The sequence below is a fragment of the Lacrimispora brassicae genome, assembly GCF_054772055.1.
Genome location: NZ_BRYH01000027.1, coordinates 73,655 through 96,112, shown reverse-complemented (window position 1 = coordinate 96,112; position 22,458 = coordinate 73,655). Strand labels below are relative to the sequence as shown.

General features: G+C 46.5%; 24 protein-coding genes and 1 riboswitch. Of the genes, 3 read left to right on the top strand and 21 right to left on the bottom strand.

What is annotated here, in order from left to right; all coding sequences use genetic code 11:
• Positions 1-113: 113 nt before the first annotated feature.
• Genes ACYVD3_RS14430 through ACYVD3_RS14420 form a run of 3 tightly spaced genes read left to right on the top strand, consistent with a single transcriptional unit; the run spans position 114 to position 3,330 of the window.
• On the top strand, positions 114-1,340 hold the full coding sequence (locus tag ACYVD3_RS14430) for a tyrosine-type recombinase/integrase (RefSeq protein WP_460643179.1): 1,227 nt from the start codon (positions 114-116) through the stop codon (positions 1,338-1,340).
• On the top strand, positions 1,337-2,314 hold the full coding sequence (locus tag ACYVD3_RS14425) for a tyrosine-type recombinase/integrase (protein WP_460643178.1): 978 nt from the start codon (positions 1,337-1,339) through the stop codon (positions 2,312-2,314). Before ACYVD3_RS14430 ends, ACYVD3_RS14425 begins: the two co-directional genes overlap by 4 nt.
• Positions 2,311-3,330 carry a tyrosine-type recombinase/integrase gene (locus tag ACYVD3_RS14420; RefSeq protein ID WP_460643177.1) on the top strand — a complete coding sequence of 340 codons (1,020 nt, stop codon included), beginning with the start codon at positions 2,311-2,313 and terminating at the stop codon, positions 3,328-3,330. The genes ACYVD3_RS14425 and ACYVD3_RS14420 overlap by 4 nt, the downstream gene beginning before the upstream one ends.
• A gap of 104 nt (positions 3,331-3,434) precedes the next feature.
• Here the strand turns inward: ACYVD3_RS14420 and ACYVD3_RS14415 are convergent, their stop codons facing one another.
• The 21 genes from ACYVD3_RS14415 to ACYVD3_RS14315 form a co-directional block, all read right to left on the bottom strand.
• Positions 3,435-4,163, bottom strand: a complete 729-nt coding sequence (locus ACYVD3_RS14415) for an LPD28 domain-containing protein (protein WP_460643176.1) — start codon at positions 4,161-4,163, stop codon at positions 3,435-3,437.
• Between the two features lie 33 nt (positions 4,164-4,196).
• A complete protein-coding gene (locus tag ACYVD3_RS14410; protein WP_460643175.1) occupies positions 4,197-4,568 on the bottom strand; it encodes a hypothetical protein in 372 nt (123 codons plus the stop codon).
• A 60-nt stretch (positions 4,569-4,628) separates the two neighbouring features.
• Positions 4,629-5,015, bottom strand: a complete 387-nt coding sequence (locus ACYVD3_RS14405) for a recombinase family protein (protein ID WP_460643174.1) — start codon at positions 5,013-5,015, stop codon at positions 4,629-4,631.
• A 562-nt stretch (positions 5,016-5,577) separates the two neighbouring features.
• Positions 5,578-6,027 (bottom strand): sigma-70 family RNA polymerase sigma factor, encoded by a 450-nt coding sequence (locus ACYVD3_RS14400; protein ID WP_460643173.1) that lies wholly within the window; start codon positions 6,025-6,027, stop codon positions 5,578-5,580.
• 422 nt (positions 6,028-6,449) lie between these two features.
• Positions 6,450-6,540: riboswitch (cyclic di-GMP riboswitch) on the bottom strand.
• Between the two features lie 151 nt (positions 6,541-6,691).
• Positions 6,692-7,591: a permease gene (locus tag ACYVD3_RS14395; RefSeq protein WP_460643172.1), complete on the bottom strand. Its 900-nt coding sequence runs from the start codon at positions 7,589-7,591 to the stop codon at positions 6,692-6,694.
• 55 nt (positions 7,592-7,646) lie between these two features.
• The gene (locus tag ACYVD3_RS14390; RefSeq protein WP_460643171.1) at positions 7,647-8,207 is read right to left on the bottom strand and encodes a uridine kinase family protein; all 561 of its coding nucleotides are present in this window, start codon (positions 8,205-8,207) and stop codon (positions 7,647-7,649) included.
• A 10-nt stretch (positions 8,208-8,217) separates the two neighbouring features.
• On the bottom strand, positions 8,218-8,787 hold the full coding sequence (locus ACYVD3_RS14385; protein ID WP_460643170.1) for an ECF transporter S component: 570 nt from the start codon (positions 8,785-8,787) through the stop codon (positions 8,218-8,220).
• Positions 8,788-8,800: 13 nt separating this feature from the next.
• Entirely contained in the window at positions 8,801-9,931 is a 1,131-nt protein-coding gene (locus tag ACYVD3_RS14380) for a DUF362 domain-containing protein (RefSeq protein WP_460643169.1), read from the bottom strand.
• A 35-nt stretch (positions 9,932-9,966) separates the two neighbouring features.
• On the bottom strand, positions 9,967-10,398 hold the full coding sequence (locus ACYVD3_RS14375; protein WP_460643168.1) for a cupin domain-containing protein: 432 nt from the start codon (positions 10,396-10,398) through the stop codon (positions 9,967-9,969).
• 39 nt (positions 10,399-10,437) lie between these two features.
• Positions 10,438-11,130: a carboxymuconolactone decarboxylase family protein gene (locus ACYVD3_RS14370; RefSeq protein WP_460643167.1), complete on the bottom strand. Its 693-nt coding sequence runs from the start codon at positions 11,128-11,130 to the stop codon at positions 10,438-10,440.
• 39 nt (positions 11,131-11,169) lie between these two features.
• Positions 11,170-12,207, bottom strand: coding sequence for an aldo/keto reductase (locus ACYVD3_RS14365; RefSeq protein WP_460643166.1), 1,038 nt, complete (start codon positions 12,205-12,207; stop codon positions 11,170-11,172).
• A gap of 36 nt (positions 12,208-12,243) precedes the next feature.
• Complete coding sequence (locus tag ACYVD3_RS14360; RefSeq protein ID WP_460643165.1) at positions 12,244-13,365, bottom strand: aldo/keto reductase; 1,122 nt, start codon at positions 13,363-13,365, stop codon at positions 12,244-12,246.
• Positions 13,366-13,386: 21 nt separating this feature from the next.
• The gene (locus ACYVD3_RS14355; protein ID WP_460643164.1) at positions 13,387-13,920 is read right to left on the bottom strand and encodes a flavodoxin family protein; all 534 of its coding nucleotides are present in this window, start codon (positions 13,918-13,920) and stop codon (positions 13,387-13,389) included.
• A gap of 30 nt (positions 13,921-13,950) precedes the next feature.
• Positions 13,951-14,958, bottom strand: coding sequence for an aldo/keto reductase (locus tag ACYVD3_RS14350; RefSeq protein WP_460643163.1), 1,008 nt, complete (start codon positions 14,956-14,958; stop codon positions 13,951-13,953).
• Complete coding sequence (locus tag ACYVD3_RS14345; RefSeq protein WP_460643162.1) at positions 14,955-15,620, bottom strand: hypothetical protein; 666 nt, start codon at positions 15,618-15,620, stop codon at positions 14,955-14,957. The genes ACYVD3_RS14350 and ACYVD3_RS14345 overlap by 4 nt, the downstream gene beginning before the upstream one ends.
• Before the next feature lie 6 nt (positions 15,621-15,626).
• On the bottom strand, positions 15,627-17,117 hold the full coding sequence (locus tag ACYVD3_RS14340; protein ID WP_460643161.1) for a flavodoxin: 1,491 nt from the start codon (positions 17,115-17,117) through the stop codon (positions 15,627-15,629).
• Positions 17,118-17,173: 56 nt separating this feature from the next.
• Complete coding sequence (locus tag ACYVD3_RS14335) at positions 17,174-18,484, bottom strand: MATE family efflux transporter (RefSeq protein ID WP_460643199.1); 1,311 nt, start codon at positions 18,482-18,484, stop codon at positions 17,174-17,176.
• Between the two features lie 287 nt (positions 18,485-18,771).
• Complete coding sequence (locus tag ACYVD3_RS14330; RefSeq protein ID WP_460643160.1) at positions 18,772-19,935, bottom strand: iron-containing alcohol dehydrogenase; 1,164 nt, start codon at positions 19,933-19,935, stop codon at positions 18,772-18,774.
• A 62-nt stretch (positions 19,936-19,997) separates the two neighbouring features.
• The gene (locus ACYVD3_RS14325) at positions 19,998-20,681 is read right to left on the bottom strand and encodes a flavodoxin (RefSeq protein ID WP_460643159.1); all 684 of its coding nucleotides are present in this window, start codon (positions 20,679-20,681) and stop codon (positions 19,998-20,000) included.
• Between the two features lie 55 nt (positions 20,682-20,736).
• Positions 20,737-21,339: a cyclophilin-like fold protein gene (locus ACYVD3_RS14320; RefSeq protein WP_460643158.1), complete on the bottom strand. Its 603-nt coding sequence runs from the start codon at positions 21,337-21,339 to the stop codon at positions 20,737-20,739.
• Positions 21,340-21,422: 83 nt separating this feature from the next.
• Positions 21,423-22,376: an aldo/keto reductase gene (locus ACYVD3_RS14315; RefSeq protein WP_460643157.1), complete on the bottom strand. Its 954-nt coding sequence runs from the start codon at positions 22,374-22,376 to the stop codon at positions 21,423-21,425.
• Between the last annotated feature and the right edge of the window lie 82 nt (positions 22,377-22,458).

Sequence of the window (22,458 nt, the reverse complement as noted above, 5' to 3'; positions counted from 1 at the left end):
GAACACCTCACATAATATTTTTCAATGGCTTGTCTAAAGTCATCTTTCCTTAAATAATTAAAGATACCTTGCTGAATATAGCAAAGTATCTTTAATGAAAGAGGTTACAGAAAATGGATCAGACCAGCCAACTTGAATTGTTAGTTGAAAATGTATTAGCGGTACTCCGGGAACGGGGCAACTCAGAGAACACAGTAATTCGACACGAAAGAGCATACTCACGCTTGATCCAGTATGCTCACAGTAAAGGGCAAACGGTTTATACAGATGCGCTAATTAAAGAATTTTTACATGAGCAAGAGAAGATTTTGTCCACTAAAGGGCCTCGCTTCATGGAGCAGTACGAGATAGCCTTCCATAAGCTGTCGGATGTGGCCTACGGACAGAAAATGCGATTACGGCATTTGCTGACGGTTCCTCTAAAGGCAACACAATTCGACTGGATGCTACCCTTGTTTGAAGAAAAAATCCGCAGGCGGCTCAAGAACCCAGCGGATATCAAAACAAGAGTACAAAATCTCTCCCTGTTCTTTGCATATTTGGAATCGCAAAATATAGTCACCTTAACGGAAGTCAATATAGACCATATTGCATCTGCCTTTGCAAATGCCGAGGATAAACCTCACTTCAGAAGTACAATGCGAGAATTTCTGACCTATGCAGCAGATATGAGATGGATTCCGGTGGATTTAAGCAGCTTTGTGCCAAAGGTTCGCCGACACAAAACGGTTCCAACTGTTTACAGCAAGCCTGAAATCGAGAAGTTTTTGGCCGTAGTTGACCGAACAACAAGGAGCGGAAGACGAAGATATGCCGCATTATTGCTCTGTGCCAGATTAGGGTTACGAAATTCGGATGTGTGTTCATTGGAATTCTCAAGTATTGACCACGCAAAGCAGGTTATTTCAATTGTTCAAAGCAAAACAGGCATTCCTTTAACGCTCCCGCTTTTACCAGATGTGCAGGCTGCTTTAAATGAGTATATCGAAGTGCGTCCCGAGAGCGACCTTCCTCAAATTTTTCTGCGTCATAGGGCACCGCACTTGCCGCTGCGGAACACGACTTTAGACTACGAACTCCGGACACTGCTGAAAGATGCAAACATCAATACGGATGGCAAGAAACGAGGCACACATTCTCTACGATCCAGTTTTGCCAGTGCTCTTCTAAATGAAGGTGTCAGCTACCCTGTCATACAAAAAGCGTTGGGGCACAGTAGTCCGAATGCAACCAAGTACTATACGAAAATAGATTTTACTCAGTTAAGGGATTGTGCGCTTGAAGTCCCACGGCCATCCGGCAACTTCGCAACACTTCTGGGCAAGGGGGTGCGGTCTTGAGAAAGCCTCCTGTTTATACATACGAAAGCATCTTCGCTTCAGAAATTAATAGCTTCCTGAAATACAGAATTGACGGAGGCGGAAAGGGGGTGCAAGAGCCGTATGTTCTCAAAACGCTTGACGATGTTTTGCTCGGCATGGGGTTGAATCAGAAAATTATTGAAGCACAAAGTGTTGACACTTGGATTGCATCCATAAAAGGACAAGAAAGAACAAAGAAAAATTATGTGTCTATTTATCGTATGTTTGCTGAATATCTACATGGATTTGGCTACCCTGCATATGTTCCTCCTTCTCAAAGGGGCAGAAGCCTGTATGTGCCCCATATATTCACCCAGGATGAACTGCGACGTATTTTTGAAGCCAGCGACAACATTGTCAGCCGGAGCCCGCTTACTGACGCACCGCTGTGGTTCCCGGTAATGGTGCGCATGCTATATGGGTGCGGCTTGCGCGTTGGAGAGGCAGTCTCACTGCAAAATAGAGATATCGACTGGGAAGAAAATGTTCTTCTCATTAGAGCCGCAAAGGGAAATAAGGACCGGCTTGTTCCAATGAGTCGATCCCTGGGTTCTGTTTGCCGAGATTATTATACGGTCGCACACACTGACCCAAAACCTGACGATTATTTCTTTCGCAGCCGCAATGGAAACCCGTTTCCAACACTCAGGCCGTATATGTGGATGCGGTATGTACTCGAACAAGCGGGAATTGACCGGCACCAAGGAGTTGCAATCACTCGCGGAGTCTGTGTCCATTGCCTTCGACACACATTTGCTGTTCATACCCTTCAACTGCAGAACGAGAAAAATATAGATCGGTTCTATTCAATACCGATTCTTTCAACCTACATGGGACACACAAATATTTATGGGACCGAGCAATACCTACAGCTTACGCCGGAATACCATGCGGCTCTGCTGAAGCAGTCTGAAGCATATGCGGGAAGTGTGTTTCCGGAGGTGCTGCCATGAAAACGACTGCATTTTCTCAACATCTCGGTACTTACATTGAAGAATATCTGCCCAAAGTGCGAAATTATAGTTCCAATACAATTGCATCTTACCAGGACGCATTCAGACTACTGCTTGAATTCATGGCTGAGCAACGCCATATAAAGCCGTACTTGTTGGACTACAAGCATTTTTCGGACAAAGTGATCCTTGCTTATCTCGCATGGCTCGAAATCGAACGGCATTGCGGTCCTGCTACCTGCAACCAAAGGCTTTCCGCTATTTCGTCCTTTTTCAAATATGCTTCACAGCGCAGCATCCCTGCGCTAAAGATTTGTGCGGCAATTGCGAGCATCCCACCAAAGAAAGCGCCGCACAGCGTGTTCTCATATTTTTCAGTGGAAGAATTGGCGCTTCTGCTTCAAATGCCAAATCCGTTGAAGCCATTGGAACGCAGAGATTTGGTCTTGCTAAGCCTGCTTTATGACAGTGGCGCTCGAGCTCAAGAATTATGCGGAATACGACTTGGAGACATTCGTTTTTCCAAACCCACCAATGTCCTCTTACATGGAAAAGGCGGTAAAAATCGAATTGTCCCGTTGATGGAGAGGCCGGCAAAGCTGCTTCGGCAATATATTTCTGAGAAAGCGCCTGACGCTGCAAATAAAGAGGCTCCATTATTTCAAAACCAGAGAGGCGAAGCCATAACGCCCGCCTGTATCCGGAATGTGATTCATAAATATGTTGCAAAAGGCAAAGCTGCGCGCCCGGATTTATTCCATGAAAGTACTTATTCCCCTCATAGCATGAGGCACAGCAAAGCTGTTCATATGCTGGAGGCTGGCATTGAATTGGTTTATATACGTGACTTCTTGGGGCATGCCTCAATTCAGACGACAGAGATCTATGCCACAGTAAGTCAGGCCATACTTAACAAAACCTTGCGCAGTAGGAAGATACCAGAATTCACCGAGGCTGAACTGAAAAGCATCAAAGGTAATGAATATCCGGATTTTCTTAAAAAGAAAAAGAAATAACGAAAAATTATGTGAGGTGTTCTTATGACAAAATCCCTATTTTCAAGGCTTTTTGCCGCGTTCCACTCTCGGGACAAACCCGTCACATATTATCTGTTATGTGCTTAAGCACATAACAGATACGCCTGATAATCTCCAGGGGCCGGATTACAACGTAAACAGTAACGGTAGTTCTCTGTTTCTGCGATGTATCCATAGTTCTGCTGCCATCCTCCTGTAATCTCTCCGCCATGAGCATTGCAGTACCTCGACATTACTCCCAGACTTTCAAGAGGCCCCTTTTCCCGCAGTTCATCCACGACTGCCTTTAACTCCATTTCAAAAGCGGAACCATGATACTTCTCATAATCACGCGGCCACCAGGTGTGCCAGAACTCATGTCCATTGCCGCCAAAATCAATACGCAGATGCCCCACTGTTCCAAGCATTGTATCCTGCTCCTTGGGAAGCGCATAAAAAAGACCTGCTTCCTCTGCTAATGCAGGACGCAGGGCATATTTGCAGGTCTCCGGTGCAAGGGTGATTGCGTGTTCTTCACAGAAGCCTTCAAGACTCAAACATTCACCAAGAAAATTCAGCTTTCCATTCAGTCTGCGGCGCCCCTCCCTGGGCATGCTAACCGGTTCTGATGTGATTACCGTACCGGCATGATTTACGACAACATGATCCTCCACTATAATGGGCTTTCCGGGATCATAATCAGACCCCCGAAGATCGTAGCAGTGAAAGCCCTCTGGTACCGTACTCCGATCAATCCGGGAATCAGTGAAAAGCGCTGGCTTCCCAAATAATTCGACATGTTCAAATTGTTCTTTTCTGGCGTTTACGCTCATTTGGTTACCTCCAGGCAAATGACATTAAGGGTATCATAGCTCAAGCCCCATCTTTGGCTCATCACGCATTTCGAAGTATTCCTCTACCTCTGCATCTTTCGCAACGGGAATCTCCTGTGGCTCAGCCTCTCCCATCTGTATCGGAATCAGGTGAGGCAGAATCTGTTGCAGGAGCCCCTGATCCGGGCAGCGGTCGATAAATTCGCCAATGGTGTTTAATATTTTTCTGTCTACTGTATCGGTGACAATGATTTCTTTCGCATCCCTATGCTGCATAATAAAGTTGGCAATGTTGGAGGGCGAATTCTCAAACCAATATTCACTTCGACCTCCTTCATAGGTATAGACGTATCCCCTGACTACATTGTTGTTTTCAAACATCTTACCTATTTCTTCGTTAGTCATAACAACTCTCCTTTCGATGGTTTATTTCATGAGCAGCATCCAGAACATCGTATAAATGCCCTAGCTCAGATGCAAAAACGGTTCCGGGGAAAGCGGCGTATCAGATGAAAGTTGGATTTCTCCTTCAAGAGGGGAGCATAGGGTGATCCCCATCTGATTGATCTGTTGAGATAGCTCCAATGTCTGTTCCATATTTCGTCCGATACTAGATAGACTTTTTACCAGCACAATATCCATTCGCCCTTCTGCGGCGGCAGTTTTCAAGACGTTAAGTCCAGGTCTGTCAAGAGTCAAACCGCTTCCAATATCCTGCGATGCACCGGCAACCTCCAAGCCAAGCTGCTCGGCATAGTCCCAGAGTTCCTTTTGCTGTTCCTTTAATGTGCCATGCGTATCCTCCGGTGCATCAATACGGCAATACAGCCATGCTCTTTTTTTCTGTTCCATTATCAAAAACCTCCTTTAAATTTTGATCGATTTCATTTCACAGGAATGCGGCGGGGCAGAGCTGTCCCGCCGCATGGTCTCTAAAATGAGATATTTTGCTTGTTCTTCATTTTGGTTCTACGCTTCTATTTGACACTACTTCCCGAAGCTAGGGCGGCAACAGCAACGGCCTGCTGGTTAAGCGGGCCTCATAGGAATTTCACCTCTCCCAGGATCTCTGCGAGCCGCCCCCATTGCGATGTCTGTGGCTGGGCGGAAGTAGCGTTAGCACTGTCCATTTCATTGCGATACAGCTCACCACAAGCTGTTTTATGACCGGGCGTTCTCGCTCGTCACCTTCGATGCCATCGGTTCGACAGACGGATAAGGCGGTATATATACCACCTTATCCAATCCGCAGGCAGTTTTGGCGCGCCCGTCAAGGTCGCTGCCGCTTTTCACACGGCTGGACAGATCATGTATTGATGCTGCCGGATATGAAATTTTCAAGGAGCAAAAGGGAGAATAGAAAAACCCCCTCACTTACTTCCACGTTGAGTGAGGGGGTTGGACCAAATTATTTTTACTTTTCCATAAGTTTTTTCAGGTGAGCCAGTATTCGTCTTTTACGGTTGTGAATTGTCATACGGGGAATACCGGTTTCTGCTGCCAATTGATGCTCACTTTTGCCTACAAAGAACAATTCCGTTATCAGCTCTTGTTCCTGTGGCGTAAGCAATTTCAGGCTAGAAAGCATTTTTTCAATCAATAAAGCATTTACAGCTGCATCCTCTACGCTTTCTTGATCTGCCGCAAACTGTCGATTTCCTTCTATCAACCGTTCATAGGAGTCCTCCCGGCTTGGGATGTATGTAACGGACTGATTTGTGCCGTCAATCTGGCATCGCTCTACCTTGAGGTCATACTGTTGGTACTCCATCTTTCGGTCACTTTTTTCCAGTACCTCTATCACTTCATTGCTCAAATCGGGGTATTTTTTCCGATAGTTTGTCCTCTTTCTGAATTTAGCCATAGTACTTGTCCTCCATTTCGTGATTTTTCAAATCCAAAAATGAAGAACAAGCGGTGGGGAACGGCAGCGTGGTCTCGAGAAGTCTTTATATCTAGCAAAGAAAGTCCATAGGATGCATTGCTTTGCTTGTCGAATTAATAGTTTTCTTGTCGCAAGAAAAAAGTCAGCACTTTGCCCTTGGCAAAATACTGACTTTTTAAAAAAATTTATATAAAATTGAAAAAATAGCTGGTAATATGTAGGAAGTACGCCGTCTTTAGTCACACCTCCACATGGGAGGGAAATAAGGAATTATCATAGCATGCCCCTTTCGCCATGATAGATGGTGAAAGCCGGTCATTTGATACCCTGGACTATTGGACTAAAAACCGCAAAATATGACAAGAGCCTGCCTTCTTTAGAAGGCAGGCTCTGACGAGGCTTTTAGCAGCTAGGCTATCATAACGCTTGAAAAAGCGTCTTAGACCCTCGGCTTTGCGTCCCCATCTTTAGATGGGTTTGCCTTTTACATTACTTTTCTATTTTTAATGAGAGAAGTACCTTGTTGTAACAAAATGCATATTCACAAAAATCAGACGGGAAATAATCTGAAACTCCAGAATTCTTTTGACATGAATCCAGTTAGAAGTAGTCCCATATGACTTTGCCTACTGACGTTGTTTTTTTATATTATTAGATTTACTGCAAGCCCTGTCACTAGGGCAAAGACCATAACATAAGCAATATATAATATAAAGCGTTTCGCTCCTAGCACGATCTTGAGTGCACCCAAATTTGTAATTTTTGTTGCCGGCCCAGTAATCATAAAGGCCGCTGCACTGCCCATGCTCATGCCATCTAAAAGCCAGCTTTGCAGTAACGGGATTGTCCCGCCGCCGCAGGCGTATAGCGGAACGCCGATCGTTGCTGCCATCAAAACACCAAATCCTTCATTATTACCGAATAGGCGGCCAAAAGCATCTGCCGGAACATAGCGTTGGAATAGAGCGGACAATAAAACACCCAATAAGAAATATCCTGCCGTAGCTTTCAGATTTCTGCCAATATTCTTTAAAAGGCGCAGGAATAAATTCGGGTCGGTGTCATGGCTCTGTCTTTCAGAAAAACCGTCAAATCGAAAGAAGCTTTTATCCTTGTAAAACATAAATACCAGTAAACCGGAAATCGCTCCGCATAGAAAACAGGATACAAAACGAATCACAAGTGCGGTCTTACCCAGTGCAGCACTGTAAATGACCAGTTGCGGATTAAGCAGCACCGAACTCATCATAAACGCTGCCAGCCAGTCCTCCCTCATTCCCTTATTCGCAAAGGATGCGGCAATAGGAATGGTGCCATACATACATAACGGAGAGGCAATCCCCAAAAGACTTGCAGGAATCACCCCCAGCACACCCCACTTCCTCCCGCGCATAGCTTCAAACACACGATGGATTTTATCTTTGGCAAAGACGGAAACCAATGAACCAATGAAAATACCCAATACCCAATACCAGAAGATCTGATCGAGCTGAACGGTAAAATAGTACCAGATGTAAATAAACTCGCGGTTTAAGATATCCACGGCGGGAAATCACCTCTTTTCAATAATATTGTTGTTTATTTATGCGTTCCATCTGTTAGGTTTGAAAACACAGCTCACACTTTTTTGCAATCTCAAAAGCCGAAAAATACCGTTCCTCCAAAGGAATCCACTTTTCTAAAAAGTGTTTGGCACTCTCTTCTCCGTTTCGCATACGGATACGGCGAAGTTGTTCTTCCGGTTCTACCGTGAGAAATAACCGCAAATCGTATTGCTCCCAAAGTATCGGATGGCAGGAGTAGGAGCCTTCAATAATAGTAATTGCATTTGCCTCAACCCGAATCGGCTCTGTCAGTTTTTGTGTATGGCAGTCGTAGGGACGGTACGAAAAGGCATGTCCCAGCCGCAGCGGAAGAAAAATTTCGTCGGCAAACCGTTCATAATCCACATTCCCACCCGGTTGGTTCAGTCGTTCCTGCATCCGCTGCTCCGGGCGCAGGAAAAAATCATCCATATGTATTACATTACAGGACAACAACTCTTGCAAATGCGAGGCAAGAGTTGTTTTTCCTGCTGCACACCTGCCGTCTATGGCAATGACCAAACGGCATCCGGTTTGCTGTAAAGTCGCAATTTTCCACAGAATAATTTCATCCATATCTCCCATATCAACTTGTAGATACTGGGCTTTTTCGCTCCGGCTTTTTAGAAAATGAAACCAGCCTGGTACGGTCGAGCGCCACCATAATAGAGGGAATCAGCACAATCTGCAAGATGATGCCCGGAACAGCATTCAACAACGCACCCGCTATAAACGCCTGCCAGGTAAAACCGCCGCCGGCACCCAGCATCGACGCCATTGCGATACCCCAGATAACACGGCCTGCAATCATCGCCGCGATCATAGAGCGATAAAGAGAGAACATGCATTTCCAGCGGGAATGGCCGTACAAAAAGCCGATGATACAGCCATAAGCCGCCATCTCAAATGCCATAGCAATAGCAACAGGGAACAGAGGCGGCATACCGAATAACACAGAGCGCAGCAACGGAACGATAAAACCGACCGCCAGACCATACTGCCAGCCGCAGATCAGGCCGCACAACAGCACAGGAATGTGCATGGGCAGCAGCATATTTCCAATCTGCGGAATCTCTCCGGTCAGAATAGGTAAAATCAGGCTCATAGCCATAAATATTGCGGACAATGTCATATTTCTGATATTTTTATTTTGCATTTCATTCTCCTCTCTAATTATCCAGGTCCAACAAACGATAGCTTCGGCTGCCAAGCCCGATAGACGCTGCATTTTCCAGTGTATGTAGGCCATTACGGGATTCAATGCGCTGCACAAGGGATTGATTGTCCGGAGCGGCGTAAACCAAGTCAATGCAAGCCTGATCCACGGCCAACGGATCGGAGGAGGCGAGTATGCCGATGTCGTGCATATCCGGCTCGGCAGGGTTCCCATCGCAGTCACAGTCCACAGACAGCCGGTTCATGACGTTGATATAGACGATGCGCTCTCCGCTGCCAAGATAGTCTGATACCGCCTTTCCCGCATCCCCCATTGCTTCGAGGAAAGCGTCCTGGTCTGCACTCCACATGCTTCCGCCATTTCCGGCGGTATGAATATGCGACTTCCCCTCACCAGAGGCAATGCCTATTGAGATATTCTTGATGGCACCGCCAAAACCCGCCATGGCATGGCCTTTGAAATGGGAAAGGACTAAGTAAGAATCGTAATCCGCAAAGTGTGTGCCGACATAATTTTCGGAAATCTGTGTACCGCCTTCCACAGGGAGCGTCATGGAGCCATCCGCGTCTTGAATGTCCACGTCTGCGATAGCAGTAAAACCATGGTCCTTGGCTACCTGCATATGCATGGCAGTATTGGCACGTGAACCGCCGTAGGCGGTATTGCATTCCACAATGGTACCGTCCACCGACTGGACTAAATCCTTAATAAAATTCGGATCAAGATAGTTGGATGCAGGCGGCTCGCCCGTGCTGAGCTTCACGGCCACTTTGCCCGTTGGCGTCCAATTGAGTGCCTGATAAATCTTCAACAACGCCTCGGAAGAAATATCAGAAATATAGTAGACCGTCGGCACGTCCCCGGATTCTGTTCGATAGGATAATTCCGACAGCCGGATTTCCTTGCCGCCGTTGGTGACGAGCATGTCCCCTGTGGAAACTGCGCCGACTTCCACAGAATCTTTGGATACTTCTTCCGCATCGGACTGCGCGGCCGGCTCAGAAGGCTCGGAAACAGTCGTCTCATTTATGCCCGATCCGCTGTCTGCACATCCTGCAAGCGCGAACATCAACAACGCAATGGATAAAATGGCTTCCCATTTTCCTTTCATCATTCGCATCATACGATCATCTCCCCTCATCTGTTGATCTGGTTAACTTAATAGCTCCGTTTTTTCGGTAGTTTTAAATAGTCCTCATCGCTTACCGGTTCCAGCCACTCATTCGTATTGTTTTCGCCAGGCACCTCAATGGCAATGTGCGCAAACCAGCTGTCCTTTGCCGCTCCGTGCCAGTGCTTGACGCCAACTGGAATGTTGACAACGCTTCCGGGCTCCAGTGCCTGCGCTACCTGACCCCACTCCTGATACCAGCCGCGGCCGGAGGTGCAGAGCAGAATCTGCCCTCCGCCTTTATCGGCGTGATGAATGTGCCAGTTATTGCGGCAGCCGGGTTCAAAGGTGACGTTGGCAATTGCCAGGCCCTTGGTGGTGAGCATATTTAAATAACTCTGACCTGTAAAATATTGCGCATAAGCATCGTTTGGTTCTCCTATTGGGAAAATCATATCGAGATTATTTTTGTTCTCCATTTGTTTATCCTCCATAAATGGTTCTTTTCCATTTAGCAATCAATGATTTGCCTCTGCTGCTTTGTTAACACATGCAATCGCATTCAAGCTTCTCGGATAGCCGATATAGGGGAGGCACTGGGAGACCACCTTAATCAAGAATTCCTTGTCGTTTCCAAGTCTCATATTTCCGGCCGCATGGGATGTAAGCTGCGGCTCACATCCTCCCTGCGCAGCCAGAAAGCAGAAGGTAATCATCTCTCTTTGTGCAAGGTCTAATCCTGTTCTCGTGTAGTAATCACCAAAACAGTTGGCCGCCAGCCAGCGATTGATATGCCCGCCTTTCCAGAATCCCTTCATTCCTTCGCCAAAAATATCCATCTGCGCTTGAATACCCTTTTCCAGCCGGTTCTCCAAAGTTGTTGTTGCCTGACCTTCCAGAGGAAGCTTGATGCCGCACTCCAACAATATTTCATTTGTCACTGTTAAAAACGGCAGAATCCTACCAATGCCAAGATAATCAACAGACTGATATACAATTTCCTTCACCATCACAGGAATCAGCCCGGCGTCCAGGGCCATAGGCAGCATGAGCTTGTATTCATCCACTCCCTGGCAGCCAATCAAGGTCGCAAGTATTGCCATGTATCTGGTAATGTCATCGAGCTGTTGGCCTTCTTCGCCAACCACTTCCTCAAATGCAAAATGCTCAAATCTTTCCATAAATTCCGGATCGGTATCATATAAGTTCATTTTTAATCCTCCAATTAATCTTTTTTTGATTTGGCTTTCTTAAATCTTTTGTTTCCCCACAGACCATACATGCTCCTCCTTGGAAGAGGCCACTGTGTTCTGCGCCATGATCCCTACAAGAGCATGGGGAACATAGGGCTCCTCAAGATATAAAAGTTCCTCTTTCGTTAGGTCAAGCTCAACCGCCTTTACTGCACCTTCAATGTGATGTAGCTTTGTTGCGCCTACCACGGGAGAAGTGACCTTGGTCAGCAGCCATGCAAGTGAAATTTCTGTCATGGAAACACCTTTTTTCTCTGACAGTTCCGCAACCCGGCTGATAATCTGTTCATCCGGTTCCTCCATGGCTTCGTATTTAAGTCTTGCATAGCTGTCCTCCATCAGCCGTTTCGAACTTTCTCCTTTATGCTTGGACAGCTTTCCGCCTGCAAGCGCACTGTAAGGAGTCAGTGCAATATTTTCTTCACGGCAATAGGGAACCATTTCCCGCTCTTCCTCCCGGAATATCAGGTTGTAGTGCCCCTGTATGGACACAAACTTTGCAAAACCCTCTTTTTCAGCTAATGCATTGGCCTTGGCTAACTGCCATGCAAAGCAGTTTGAAATGCCGATATAGCGGGCTTTTCCCGCCTTCACCACGTTATTTAGTCCCTCCATGATCTCATACAGGGGAGTCTGATAATCCCACATATGGTAAATGTATAAATCCACATAATCCATACCGAGATTTGCAAGACTCTTGTTCAGCATCCGCTCAATATGCTGCTGACCCGAAATTCCGTCTTTCATTTCCTCCTGCGTACGGGGCAGAAACTTGGTTGCCACAACCACTTCGTCACGTTTTGCAAAATCCCGCAGTGCCCGGCCCAGATACTGCTCACTGGTACCACTCTGATAACCAATCGCCGTATCAAAAAAGTTTACGCCCAGCTCCAGCCCGCGTTTGACAATTTCACGGGAATGTGTCTCATCGATTGTCCATGAGTGCTGACCGCTATTGGGGTCACCAAACCCCATACAACCCATACAGATGCGGGACACGTTCAAATCCGAATTTCCTAATGTTGTGTATTTCATTTTTTTACCTCCAAATAGTCTAAAGTAATGTACTCATTATTTTAAAAGTTCACTGCCGACAAACTCCAGCTGCTCCCGAATGGCAATGTGCTGCGGACAGGCTTGTTCGCACTTGCCGCACTTGATACACTCTGTTGCATGGGCCTTGCCATGTCCGCCTACCAGCCAGTTTTCCTGCTGTTTTGCCGAGGCTTTATTTCCATACAGGGTAAAAGAGTTCATCGCGGTAAACGAACCTGAAATGCCGATGTTCTCCGGGCAGACCTTTGCGCAGTAATCACAGGTCGTACAGGGAATCAGCGGAACCTTTGCCAGTGCTTCCTGTGCCTGAACCAAAGTTTCCTTTTGCGAAGCGGTCAAGCCGGCAAAATCCTTCATATAGGACAGATTGTCATTCATTTGTTCTACACTGCTCATACCGGAAAGAACGGTAATAATCCCATCCAAATCAGCGGCAAAGCGGACTGCCCATGAAGCAGGCGAGGATGCCGGTTCTGCAGCCTTCAGGATATCTTCTACCGTCTTTGGCGGAGTTGCCAGCAGGCCGCCTTTGACCGGTTCCATGATGATTACCGGCTTGCCGTGCTTTCGTGCGATCTCATAGCACCCTCTGGACTGAATCGCAGGATTCTCCCAGTCCGCATAATTAATTTGCAGCTGCACAAACTCCATCTCCGGATGAGCAGTCAAAATGGCGTCCAGCTCCTCCGGGGTAGAATGGAACGAAAAACCCGCATGCTTTACAAGCCCTTCCTGTTTCTTCTCCTGTATCCAATTCCATAAATCAAAGTCATCGAAATAATGGGAACGGGCCTCGCCCAGATTGTGGAGCAGATAATAGTCAAAATATCCGGCTCCCGTCTGCTTCAAAGAGGTATCGAATTGGGATATTGCCTCTTCGCGGGTCTTACACTTTATCCACGCCGCATTTTTCGTGGCAAGCTGATACTTTTCCCTTGGATAGCGTTCCACGAGTGCCTGACGGATGGCGTCCTCACTGCCGGTATAGGCCCATGCGGTATCAAAATAGGTAAAGCCGGCAGCCAGAAACAGATCAACCATTTCCTTTGTCTGTTCTATATCAATTACGCCATCCTGCTGTGGCAGCCGCATGAGCCCAAACCCTAACTTCTTAATATTCTCACCTAAATACGTCATTTTATAGTCTCCTTTCATAGCCTAAATAGATTTACCCAGTTCATAAGCCAGCTTTGGATACTTTGTACTCTCGGTCATTGAAACCGTACCGCAGCCCGTACCCAGCACCATACCGCAATCCTTGAAATTCATGTAGCGGCAGAGCTTCTGGTAATGATCCCGCAGGTACACGACGGCATCCATATCATTGTCCCATGCAGCGGTAACCATAGCGGTCTTCAGTCCTTTTGCAGAAAGCTTCATGGTATAGCTGTAGAATCGGTCAATGACCATTTTTAGCTGTGCGGACATTCCGAAATAATAGACCGGCGTTACCAACACAATCATATCTGCGGACAACAGTGCATTTTGAATCTTAGGCACATCATCCTTTTGCACGCACGGGCCATCCATGCCGCAATGATCACATCCCATGCAGGGGTGAATGTCCATATGTGCCACATCCAATACCTGAACAGTATGTTCCGCGCTTTGTGCCCCACGGATAAATTCTCCCGCCAGCAGATTGGAGGAACCCTTCTTATGGGGACTTCCTTCTAATACGACAATTCTCATATACACCACCCTTTTCGAATAATTGAACAACTATTTCTTTTTCCAATGGTTCCCGAAAGCTGCCTGTTCGCTCTCCACATGGCCTCGGTGTCCATGTACGGCGCAAGCATCAAGTGCTGCTTCCAAGGCTGTGAATTCCTGATCGGTAAGCTTCACATTGGATGCGCCGAGGTTTTCCAAAATCCGCTCCTGATTTTTTGAGCCGGGAATCGGAACCACATTCGGGTATTTATGGAGCATCCATGCAAGAGAAATCTGTGCGTTCGTTGCATTTTTCTGTTTGGAATACTGTGCCAGGATATCAAGGATCGGCTGGTTGGCATCCATATTTTCCTTCGACAGCTGCGGCACCCATTTCCGCACATCGTCACCCTCAAATTTAGTTTCGGGGGTTACCTTGCCGGACAAAAAACCGCTGGCAATGGGAGAAAAGGGAACCACACCAATGTTGTTTTCCAGACAGAAGGGGAAGATATCCTTCTCACAGTCACGCTCCAGCATGGAATACAGATTCTGTACCGCACAAACAGGCGTCACGGCATGTGCCTTTGCCAGTGTGGCTGCAGAAACCTGTGACATTCCCCAGCCTCTGATCAAGCCCTCTTTCATTAAATTACCCATAGCCCCTGCCACTTCTTCCACCGGAACTTCCTCGTTTACCCGATGAAGGTAGTATAAATCCACATAATCCGTCCGCAGATTTTTCATGGACTTCTCAAGGTGCTTGTGTATCGCATCATACAAGGTTACCCTGCTGCCATATTCCTCCGGGCGGATGTGCAGCTTTGTCGCCAGAACAACCTCGTTTCGAAAGGGCTCGATGGCCTTTCCTACGATCTGCTCATTGTGGCCCGGATAGAACATCACGTTCCCATAACCTTCGGCCGTATCAAAAAACGTACAGCCAAAGTCATACGCCTTATGAATTGCCTCGATGCTGTAGGCTTCTTTCGGCACTTCACCATAGCCATGAGAAAAGCCCATACAGCCCATACCAATTTCAGATACCTTAAGATTTCCAATGATTCTTTCTTTCATTTAATTTCAGCTCCTTTCTTTCTTCGTCTTGACAGCACCAATATGATCCAATGCGCGGCTAAACAAACCGCTGTTACGATTCCAATATGCACGATATAGAAAACTACAGGTGTCATCGGTGTGATGCTCTGTGCGCTCAGTACCATGTCGCTCCATAATCCGCTTTGTACAAAGCCGTACGCTCCTGCTAAAAAGAGGATTACTTCCAGCAGCCACAGCACATATTCAAACGATGTCTCTTTAAGCTTTACCTCTAACTTATTAAAAGCTGAATGCAGATGAAGCCCCAGATGGAAGGCCATCAGCATGAAACCCCAGGCAGTAGAAAAATAATGTATTTCGATCCATCCAAAATCCACTGGAATGGTAGAAAAGCTGAACACCATGCCCGAAAGCATGAAAGCGCTTAGCATCATAAACAGCATCGCTGCAAGGAGCAGGATATTAGATGCCGTGAGCAGGATTCTTCGAAAACCATACTCTCCACGAAACAGAGTTCTATACCAATATAGGTTCAGCAGATGATGAATTATAAACAGTACAAACAGCGTGATTCCCAGCAATGCATGCAGAAGCAATCCCCGTCCGGCATGATAGCTCATCAGGTATAAAAACAGAAGGAACATCAAAACATCAACAATTATTTTCCAATATTTTTTCATCACCGGCTACCGTTCGGCTATGCCATTTTCGGCAAGCCACGCTGAAATCTCCGAAGAGGAACTGCTGGAATAATTGAACTCATATCCAAGGCCCACATAAGCACCGGGAACACGCTTGGAAAGGTCTGAAATGCTGTCACCGAACATGGTCCCGCCATGGGAGCTAAAGGGAATCATTGCTTTACCAGTGAAATCGTAGCTCTCCAGGAATGTGACCACCGGCATCGGCAGGGTCGCCCACCAGGTCGGGTATCCGAGAAGAATTACATCATACTCATCCATATTGTCCACACGGGTAGACAGCGGGGGATGAACATTATTGTTCAGATCCTGCTGAGATACCTCATATATGTTGCCGCGGTACGGATTCTCCATGACGATTTCCACTATATCTGCACCTGTCTTCTCCTGAATCATCCGGGCCGCTTCCTCCGTGTTGCCGGAATAAGAGTAATATGCGACCAAAATCCTTGGGTTTTCAGGGATGGAAATGTTCGGGTAATACGTCGTCGTAAGGGTTTCTTTGATCCCCTTAGCATTCCTGCATATGCGAAAACCCAGATTCTGATCCGTATCAATTGGATTGGTAGCGGAGCGGTAGGCACTGCGAAGATGCTTGCCAAAGTCGATATAGCTCCCGCCGCGATTCACACGCAGCAATCCAGAGCCTATTCCTGCGGGATCCATGGTGTTCTGCAGATCGTATTCGCCATAATAGTCAAAACACCATTCTGACACATTGCCATGGGTATTATAAAGCCCAAAGCTGTTGGTGGCCAATTCATCTACCGGAATCGTTTCGCCGCGGTATCTGCTGGTGACTACATCAGGGTTTGTATGATTAACATAGTTCTCCTCAATCAAATACGGATAACTGCCTTCAAAATTTGTTAAGTCGCTATTTACCTGATTTCCAAAGTTGTAAATCGTGCTGGTAGCGGCTCTTGCTGTATATTCCCATTCGGTTTCGGTCAACAGCCTATAGCCATCAGCGTTTCTATCCCAGGTAACGGCATTGCCGTCTACCGTGTAAACAGGCGTCAGGTTCCTGCTTTCACTCAGCTTGTTGCAATACGAAACAGCATCGTACCACGTGACATTTTCCACGGGAAGATTATCGCCACTGAAATGACTGGGATTCACGCCCATGACCGCAAGATAATCGGCCTGTTTGACCTCATAGGGATCGACATAAAAAGCGCTGATTGTTACGTCATGCTGTGCTTCATCCTCATTCCTCTGACGTTCCGTGCCGGGGCTTCCCATTGTGAAGGTTCCGCCAGAAACCAAAATGAGGCTGTCTTCAACAGGCGCCAGCTCATTCTCCGTTTGCACGGTACTACTGCTTTGTGCAGGCGTGTCCGTCTGTCCAGAAGGGGGCTCCTGAACAGGAGTATTGCTTTCTCTTGTCATGAAATGCACACCTGTGCCAATTCCAGCGATCACCACAATACTGATGAGTAAGGTGATCAGCTTCGTTTTTTTCGTTGCTTTCACTTTTCTGCTACCTCCTTAAGCCAATCAAAATATTGTTTCCGTAACACTTTTATCAATTAGGTCTCTTCCTTAATGACTTTAAACTCCTTCCACTTTCCGCTTTTAAAACGTAACCAGAAAATAATTCCTCGTACAATCCAATCCAGACACATAGCCCAGGCTATTCCGATTACACCCATATCCAGCACAATGGCAAAAAAGATAGAGAAGACCAGCCGGATTCCTACTGTTGTAACAATGGACACGACGGTCGTAAATTTTATATCTCCGGTCGCTCTCAAGCCTTTACCCAATGGATCTGCAAACGGAAATGCTGTCGCACTGAAAATATTATGAATCAGCACCAGCCAGATGACCAAATGCTTTGTTTCATTGTTGACTGCGTAACCATTGACCAGTAGAGGTATCAAGGCAAAAACAAAAACATTCCAAACGATTGCAAAAATCAAAGTAATCTTAATCAGCTTCTTAAAATAATACTCTGCCTGTCCTATATCGCCAGAACCCATACACTGTCCAATGACAGTAATAAAGATTGGACCCATGGTCACACAGACCAGCGCCGCCACACTCCAGAAGCTCTGGGCAATCCCATTAGCCGCAATCTGGTAGGTTCCAAACAGGGCAACGACACTGCTGAGCGCCACCTTTACAAACTGAAAAATTCCGCTTTCAAGACCGTTGGGAACCGCAATGCTCAAAATACTTTTTTGTAAACGAGTGTTCCATGCAAAAATCCATTTGACGCCATAACTAATTTCATGGCTGTTCCGAAAGCAGAGTACGGTAATTGCGGCGGCGGAAAATGTTCTGGCAATCAGGGAGGGCCACGCTACGCCGGCTACACCCGCGTTCAGAGCAAAAACACCAATACAGCTTCCAATTGCATTGATAATATTTGATATAATTGAAATGTACATGGTCGTACTGGTTTTTCCAATGCTCCGGTACAGTGCAGCTCCGGCATTGTATATCGCCAGGGCCGGGTAGGAATATGCAGAAATTTGCAGGTAGGTTATGCATGCCTCCATAACCTTTGAATCCACCCTGCCGAACAGCGCCTGCAGCAGCAACCTGTTAAGCAGCAGGACCAGAAGCATCATTTCAAGTGAAAATAAGGTGGATACCGTCAAAAGCTGACTAACGGCCTGCGATGCTTTCTCTTTTTCTTTGCGTCCGAGATACTGACTTATGACTACCGCGCCGCCAGATGCAAGTGCCGTGAATAAGAAGATAAAAATGGTATTAAAGGAATTGACCAACGAAACGCCTGAAACAGCTTCTTCCCCAGCATAGCTGACCACAAAAGTGTCCACGATGCCTACCAGCATGACCAGCATCTGCTCCATGAAAAGCGGCAAAATCATGTCTCTCAGTTGCTTATTAGAAAATGTCATCTCATCCGTTGGATATCCCTTCTTTCTCTGCGAGTATAGTAATCATTCTATTTGCGTCTGTGCAAAGTAGCATACTAAAGGTAAAGCGGGGCACAGATTTTTCCGTGCCCCGCAAGCTCCATGCCGATAACAAAACAGTTCTTCGATGAAACATACTGCCATCTATATTTCAACCGTGTTATAGGCTGCCCTGACCGAGAGGTACCTAGACCTGAGGGGCAAACATTAATTATTTAAGAATGTATTTCAAAAAACCATTAATAAGCCTTTTTAAGAATATCCAATACTTCTTCCTGCGACAGTTTTTTATATCCGCCGCCTAAAACGGTTGACTGGGCAATTAACAGCAGCATATCTTCGGTCGCACCAAGCTCCTTTAGTGTAGTCGGAATACCGAGTTCTTGAATAAAACCAGAAAGCTTTTCAATTCCCGCAAGGGCGGCTTCCTCCGCTGTCATATTGGTGATATCAACCTCCCACACCTTTTTGGCGAAGCGGACAAATTTATCCATTCCGTACTTGTAGATATGTCTGTAATAAGGAACTGAGATCACCGCTAAGCCGACCCCATGTGCGCAATCCGTATAGGCACCCAGCTGGTGTTCAATCATATGAACTTCCCAATCTTGCTCTTTTGACAGGCCCGTAATTGTGTTCAGTCCCATGGTAGCACACCACATAATATTGCTTCTTGCTTCATAGTCCTGCGGATTTTGAAGGGCACTTCTTGCATTGCGGATTAAGGATTTCAAAACACCCTCTATGATATAATCGGTGGTATTGTCGTCATCTCCTGTAAAATATTGCTCCATCAGATGTGACATGATATCAAAAATACCGCTGACCATTTGATATTTAGGAACACTGTATGTGTATTCAGGATTTAAAATGGAAAACTTCGGATTCACATTGGAAGGGTAGACTCTTCCGCCCTTAATCATTTCAGCTTCATTGGTGATGACAGAACCACCGTTCATTTCCGATCCGGTTCCTGCCATTGTCAGTATGCTGCCGACAGGAACGACTTTATTGTCTACGTCCTCAAAATTGATCCAATATCTCTGCCATGGGTCGCCCTCGCAATAAGCCGAAACAGAAATGCCCTTGGCACAGTCGATGACGGAACCTCCGCCGACAGCGAGGATCAAATCAACATTGTTTTCTCTGACAAGCCTTGCCCCTTCCATCATCTGCACATACGTGGGGTTCGATTTAATACCGGGCAGCTCAACCACTTTCTTGCCTACGGCCTGTAAAATCTCAATTACCTTGTCATAAATACCGAGTTTTTTGACCGAGCCCTTTCCATAAATCAGAAGCACGGTGTTGCCGTAGTTGGCAAGTTCACCGTACAGGTTATCGAGTGCTGTTTTACCAAAGTAAATTTTTGTGGGATTATAAAAAGTAAAATCAAATTTCATAGAAGCATTCTCCTCTTTTCGATTAATTGTTTATTAATGGTTCTTATTTTAGATGCTATACTTTATTTTTCTTTTTCCAGACCTTGCAGCCAATCACTGATTGCATTCTCAGATGCGCCATTGCTGAACCGATGGCCGCTCACAATATTAATCTCTGGATACAGCTCCTGTAAATCACTAACACTCGTTTCTATGCCACTGCTGCCGGAAGTACAGAAGGTATACACTGTCTTTCCACTCAGATCATAGCTTTCCAGGAAAGTATTGATAATCCTTGGTGCATTACCCCACCAGATAGGATGACCAAGATAGATCGTATCACAGGTTTCTACAGCATCCAGATTACCAGAAATAGCAGGGCGGGCAGAATCATCGTTCATTTCCTTGTTAGCGCGGCAGCTGTCATCGTTATAATTCAAGTCCTCTTTTGAATACGGTTCCTCTGGAATAATCTCATACAGTGGAGCATCTAAAAGCTGCGCCATTGTCTTTGCAATCCCTGCCGTATTGCCTGTTGCAGAGAAATAGACAACCGCAGTACCTCCTGCAGCTACCTCTGATTCCTCGGATTCTGTTACAGAAGCATTATTTTCCGCTTCTGTACTTTGTGTGCTTTCCACTACATTCGACTGGGTATTCGTTTCAGAACTTGTTGATTCCTTTGAGCCTGTATCAGCCGGTTGACCACATCCGGCCAATGTAATCGCTAAACAGGATGCTAAAAACAGAGCATATATTTTCTTCATTTCAATGTCTCCTATCAAATGGATTTTTTCAGATCAGTGCTTCTGAAAATATTCACTACTCTTCCAACATCGCAAACGTAACGTCCGTATCACCGGTTTCCGCAAAAATCTCAACACCCGAATCAACACGGCCGATCTTCTGCCTGCTGAATTGCTCGCCGTTTTGGGCATACATGATAACAAAGCTCCGGCCCGGCGGCCAGTATATGATATCGCCTACTTCATAGCCGGTGTTCTGCACATCGCTCGTCGGCAGCTCGTCAGGAAATCGATAGCACATTTCCCGGTTGTATAGATCTTGCATGGGCACTGTCATTGGAAGTTTTTCAAGCAGGGCCTGTGTGGTTGTATTATTGTCCAGTGTTGCTGTCAGCTCCTGCTCACCAACAGTGATCTTAAGCTTGATTTCCGCCGATTCCGGGCTGCTCTCCTGGGGCTGCGTGTCACTTTGGGTTGTTTCAGACGAATCGACCGGGGCTGGTTCCTCGGATGATACGCTGGTATCTAATGGCGCCGGGGAACCGCTTCCACTGGAAGAAGCAGGCGGTTCTGACGAGCCTCCTGTATTTTCGTTTGTACAGGCGGTCGCCCCAAAAAGCATGAACAGCCCTAATAATATAAAGGCAAGCTTTCTTTTGTTTTTCTTTGCTTTCTGCACGGGATTATGACCTCCTTTTTGTATTTTAAAGAAAACGGCTCCGAAGATTGCGCTTCAGGGCCGCTTCCATGCAAAAGCAATATTTACACCATGGGATGCTCCCAGGAGCCTCTGGTATCTACGCCAGTCTTGGCGGCCATGCGCTCTAGTTCGTCCATTTCCTCGGTCATCAAGGTGATTCCGGCCGCTTTTGCCGCGTCTTCCACATGAGCGGGCTTTGTCACGCCGATGATGGGTGTTGTTCCCTTGGCAATGGCCCACGCAATAGCAATCTGAGGGATAGAGGCGTTGTATTTCTCACTGATTTTCCGCATGGCGCCAATCAGCGCTTCAATCTGCGGCAACACGGGATTATACGTCATAGCACGCTGGCTGCCCTCCGGAAGCGGGTGCTTGGTATCATATTTACCGCTCAGCGTACCCTGCTCCAGCACCATATAGGCAAAGAAATCCATCTTATTTTCCTTGCAGTATTCCAGGATACCAGCTTTCTCAGAGGAGCGGTAAAGGAGGCTAAAGTGGTTTTGGACTGCAGTAATGTGTACACCCTCTTGGGATAGAATTTCTTCCTCACGCTTAATCTGAGCCAGATTATGGTTGGAAACACCTACGCGCTTTACCTTGCCGCTTTTCACAAGAGGAACCAGATAGGGAGTCCATTTCTCTACATCAGCAGGATTGTGAATCCAATAGATGTCAATAAAATCTGTACCCAAACGTTCCAAACTGGAGCTGCACATTTTTACCACGGGGTCGGCTGATGGATTTGCAACCTGCGGTGTAAATTTTGTGGACAGAATGATATCCTCACGCGGGCAGGTTCTTGCAAACGCGCCTAAAATCCTCTCGGAATCTCCCATTCCATAAACATAGGCCGTATCCCAGAGATAAAGACCGTTTGTCATAGCTGCGTCAAAAACAGGCTTCAGGTCTGCTTCACGCAGATGATTGCCAAAAACCTGATCTCCGCCTGCGGCACCAACGCCCCAAGACCATGTTCCCAAAGCAACGCGCGGCATTTTATTGTTGTTTTCCATATTGATTGCTCCTCACTTTTTTATTATTTGATTTAATGATTCCTTTTCAAAGCTCAAGCGCCTATTCAGGGCCGCGCCAGTT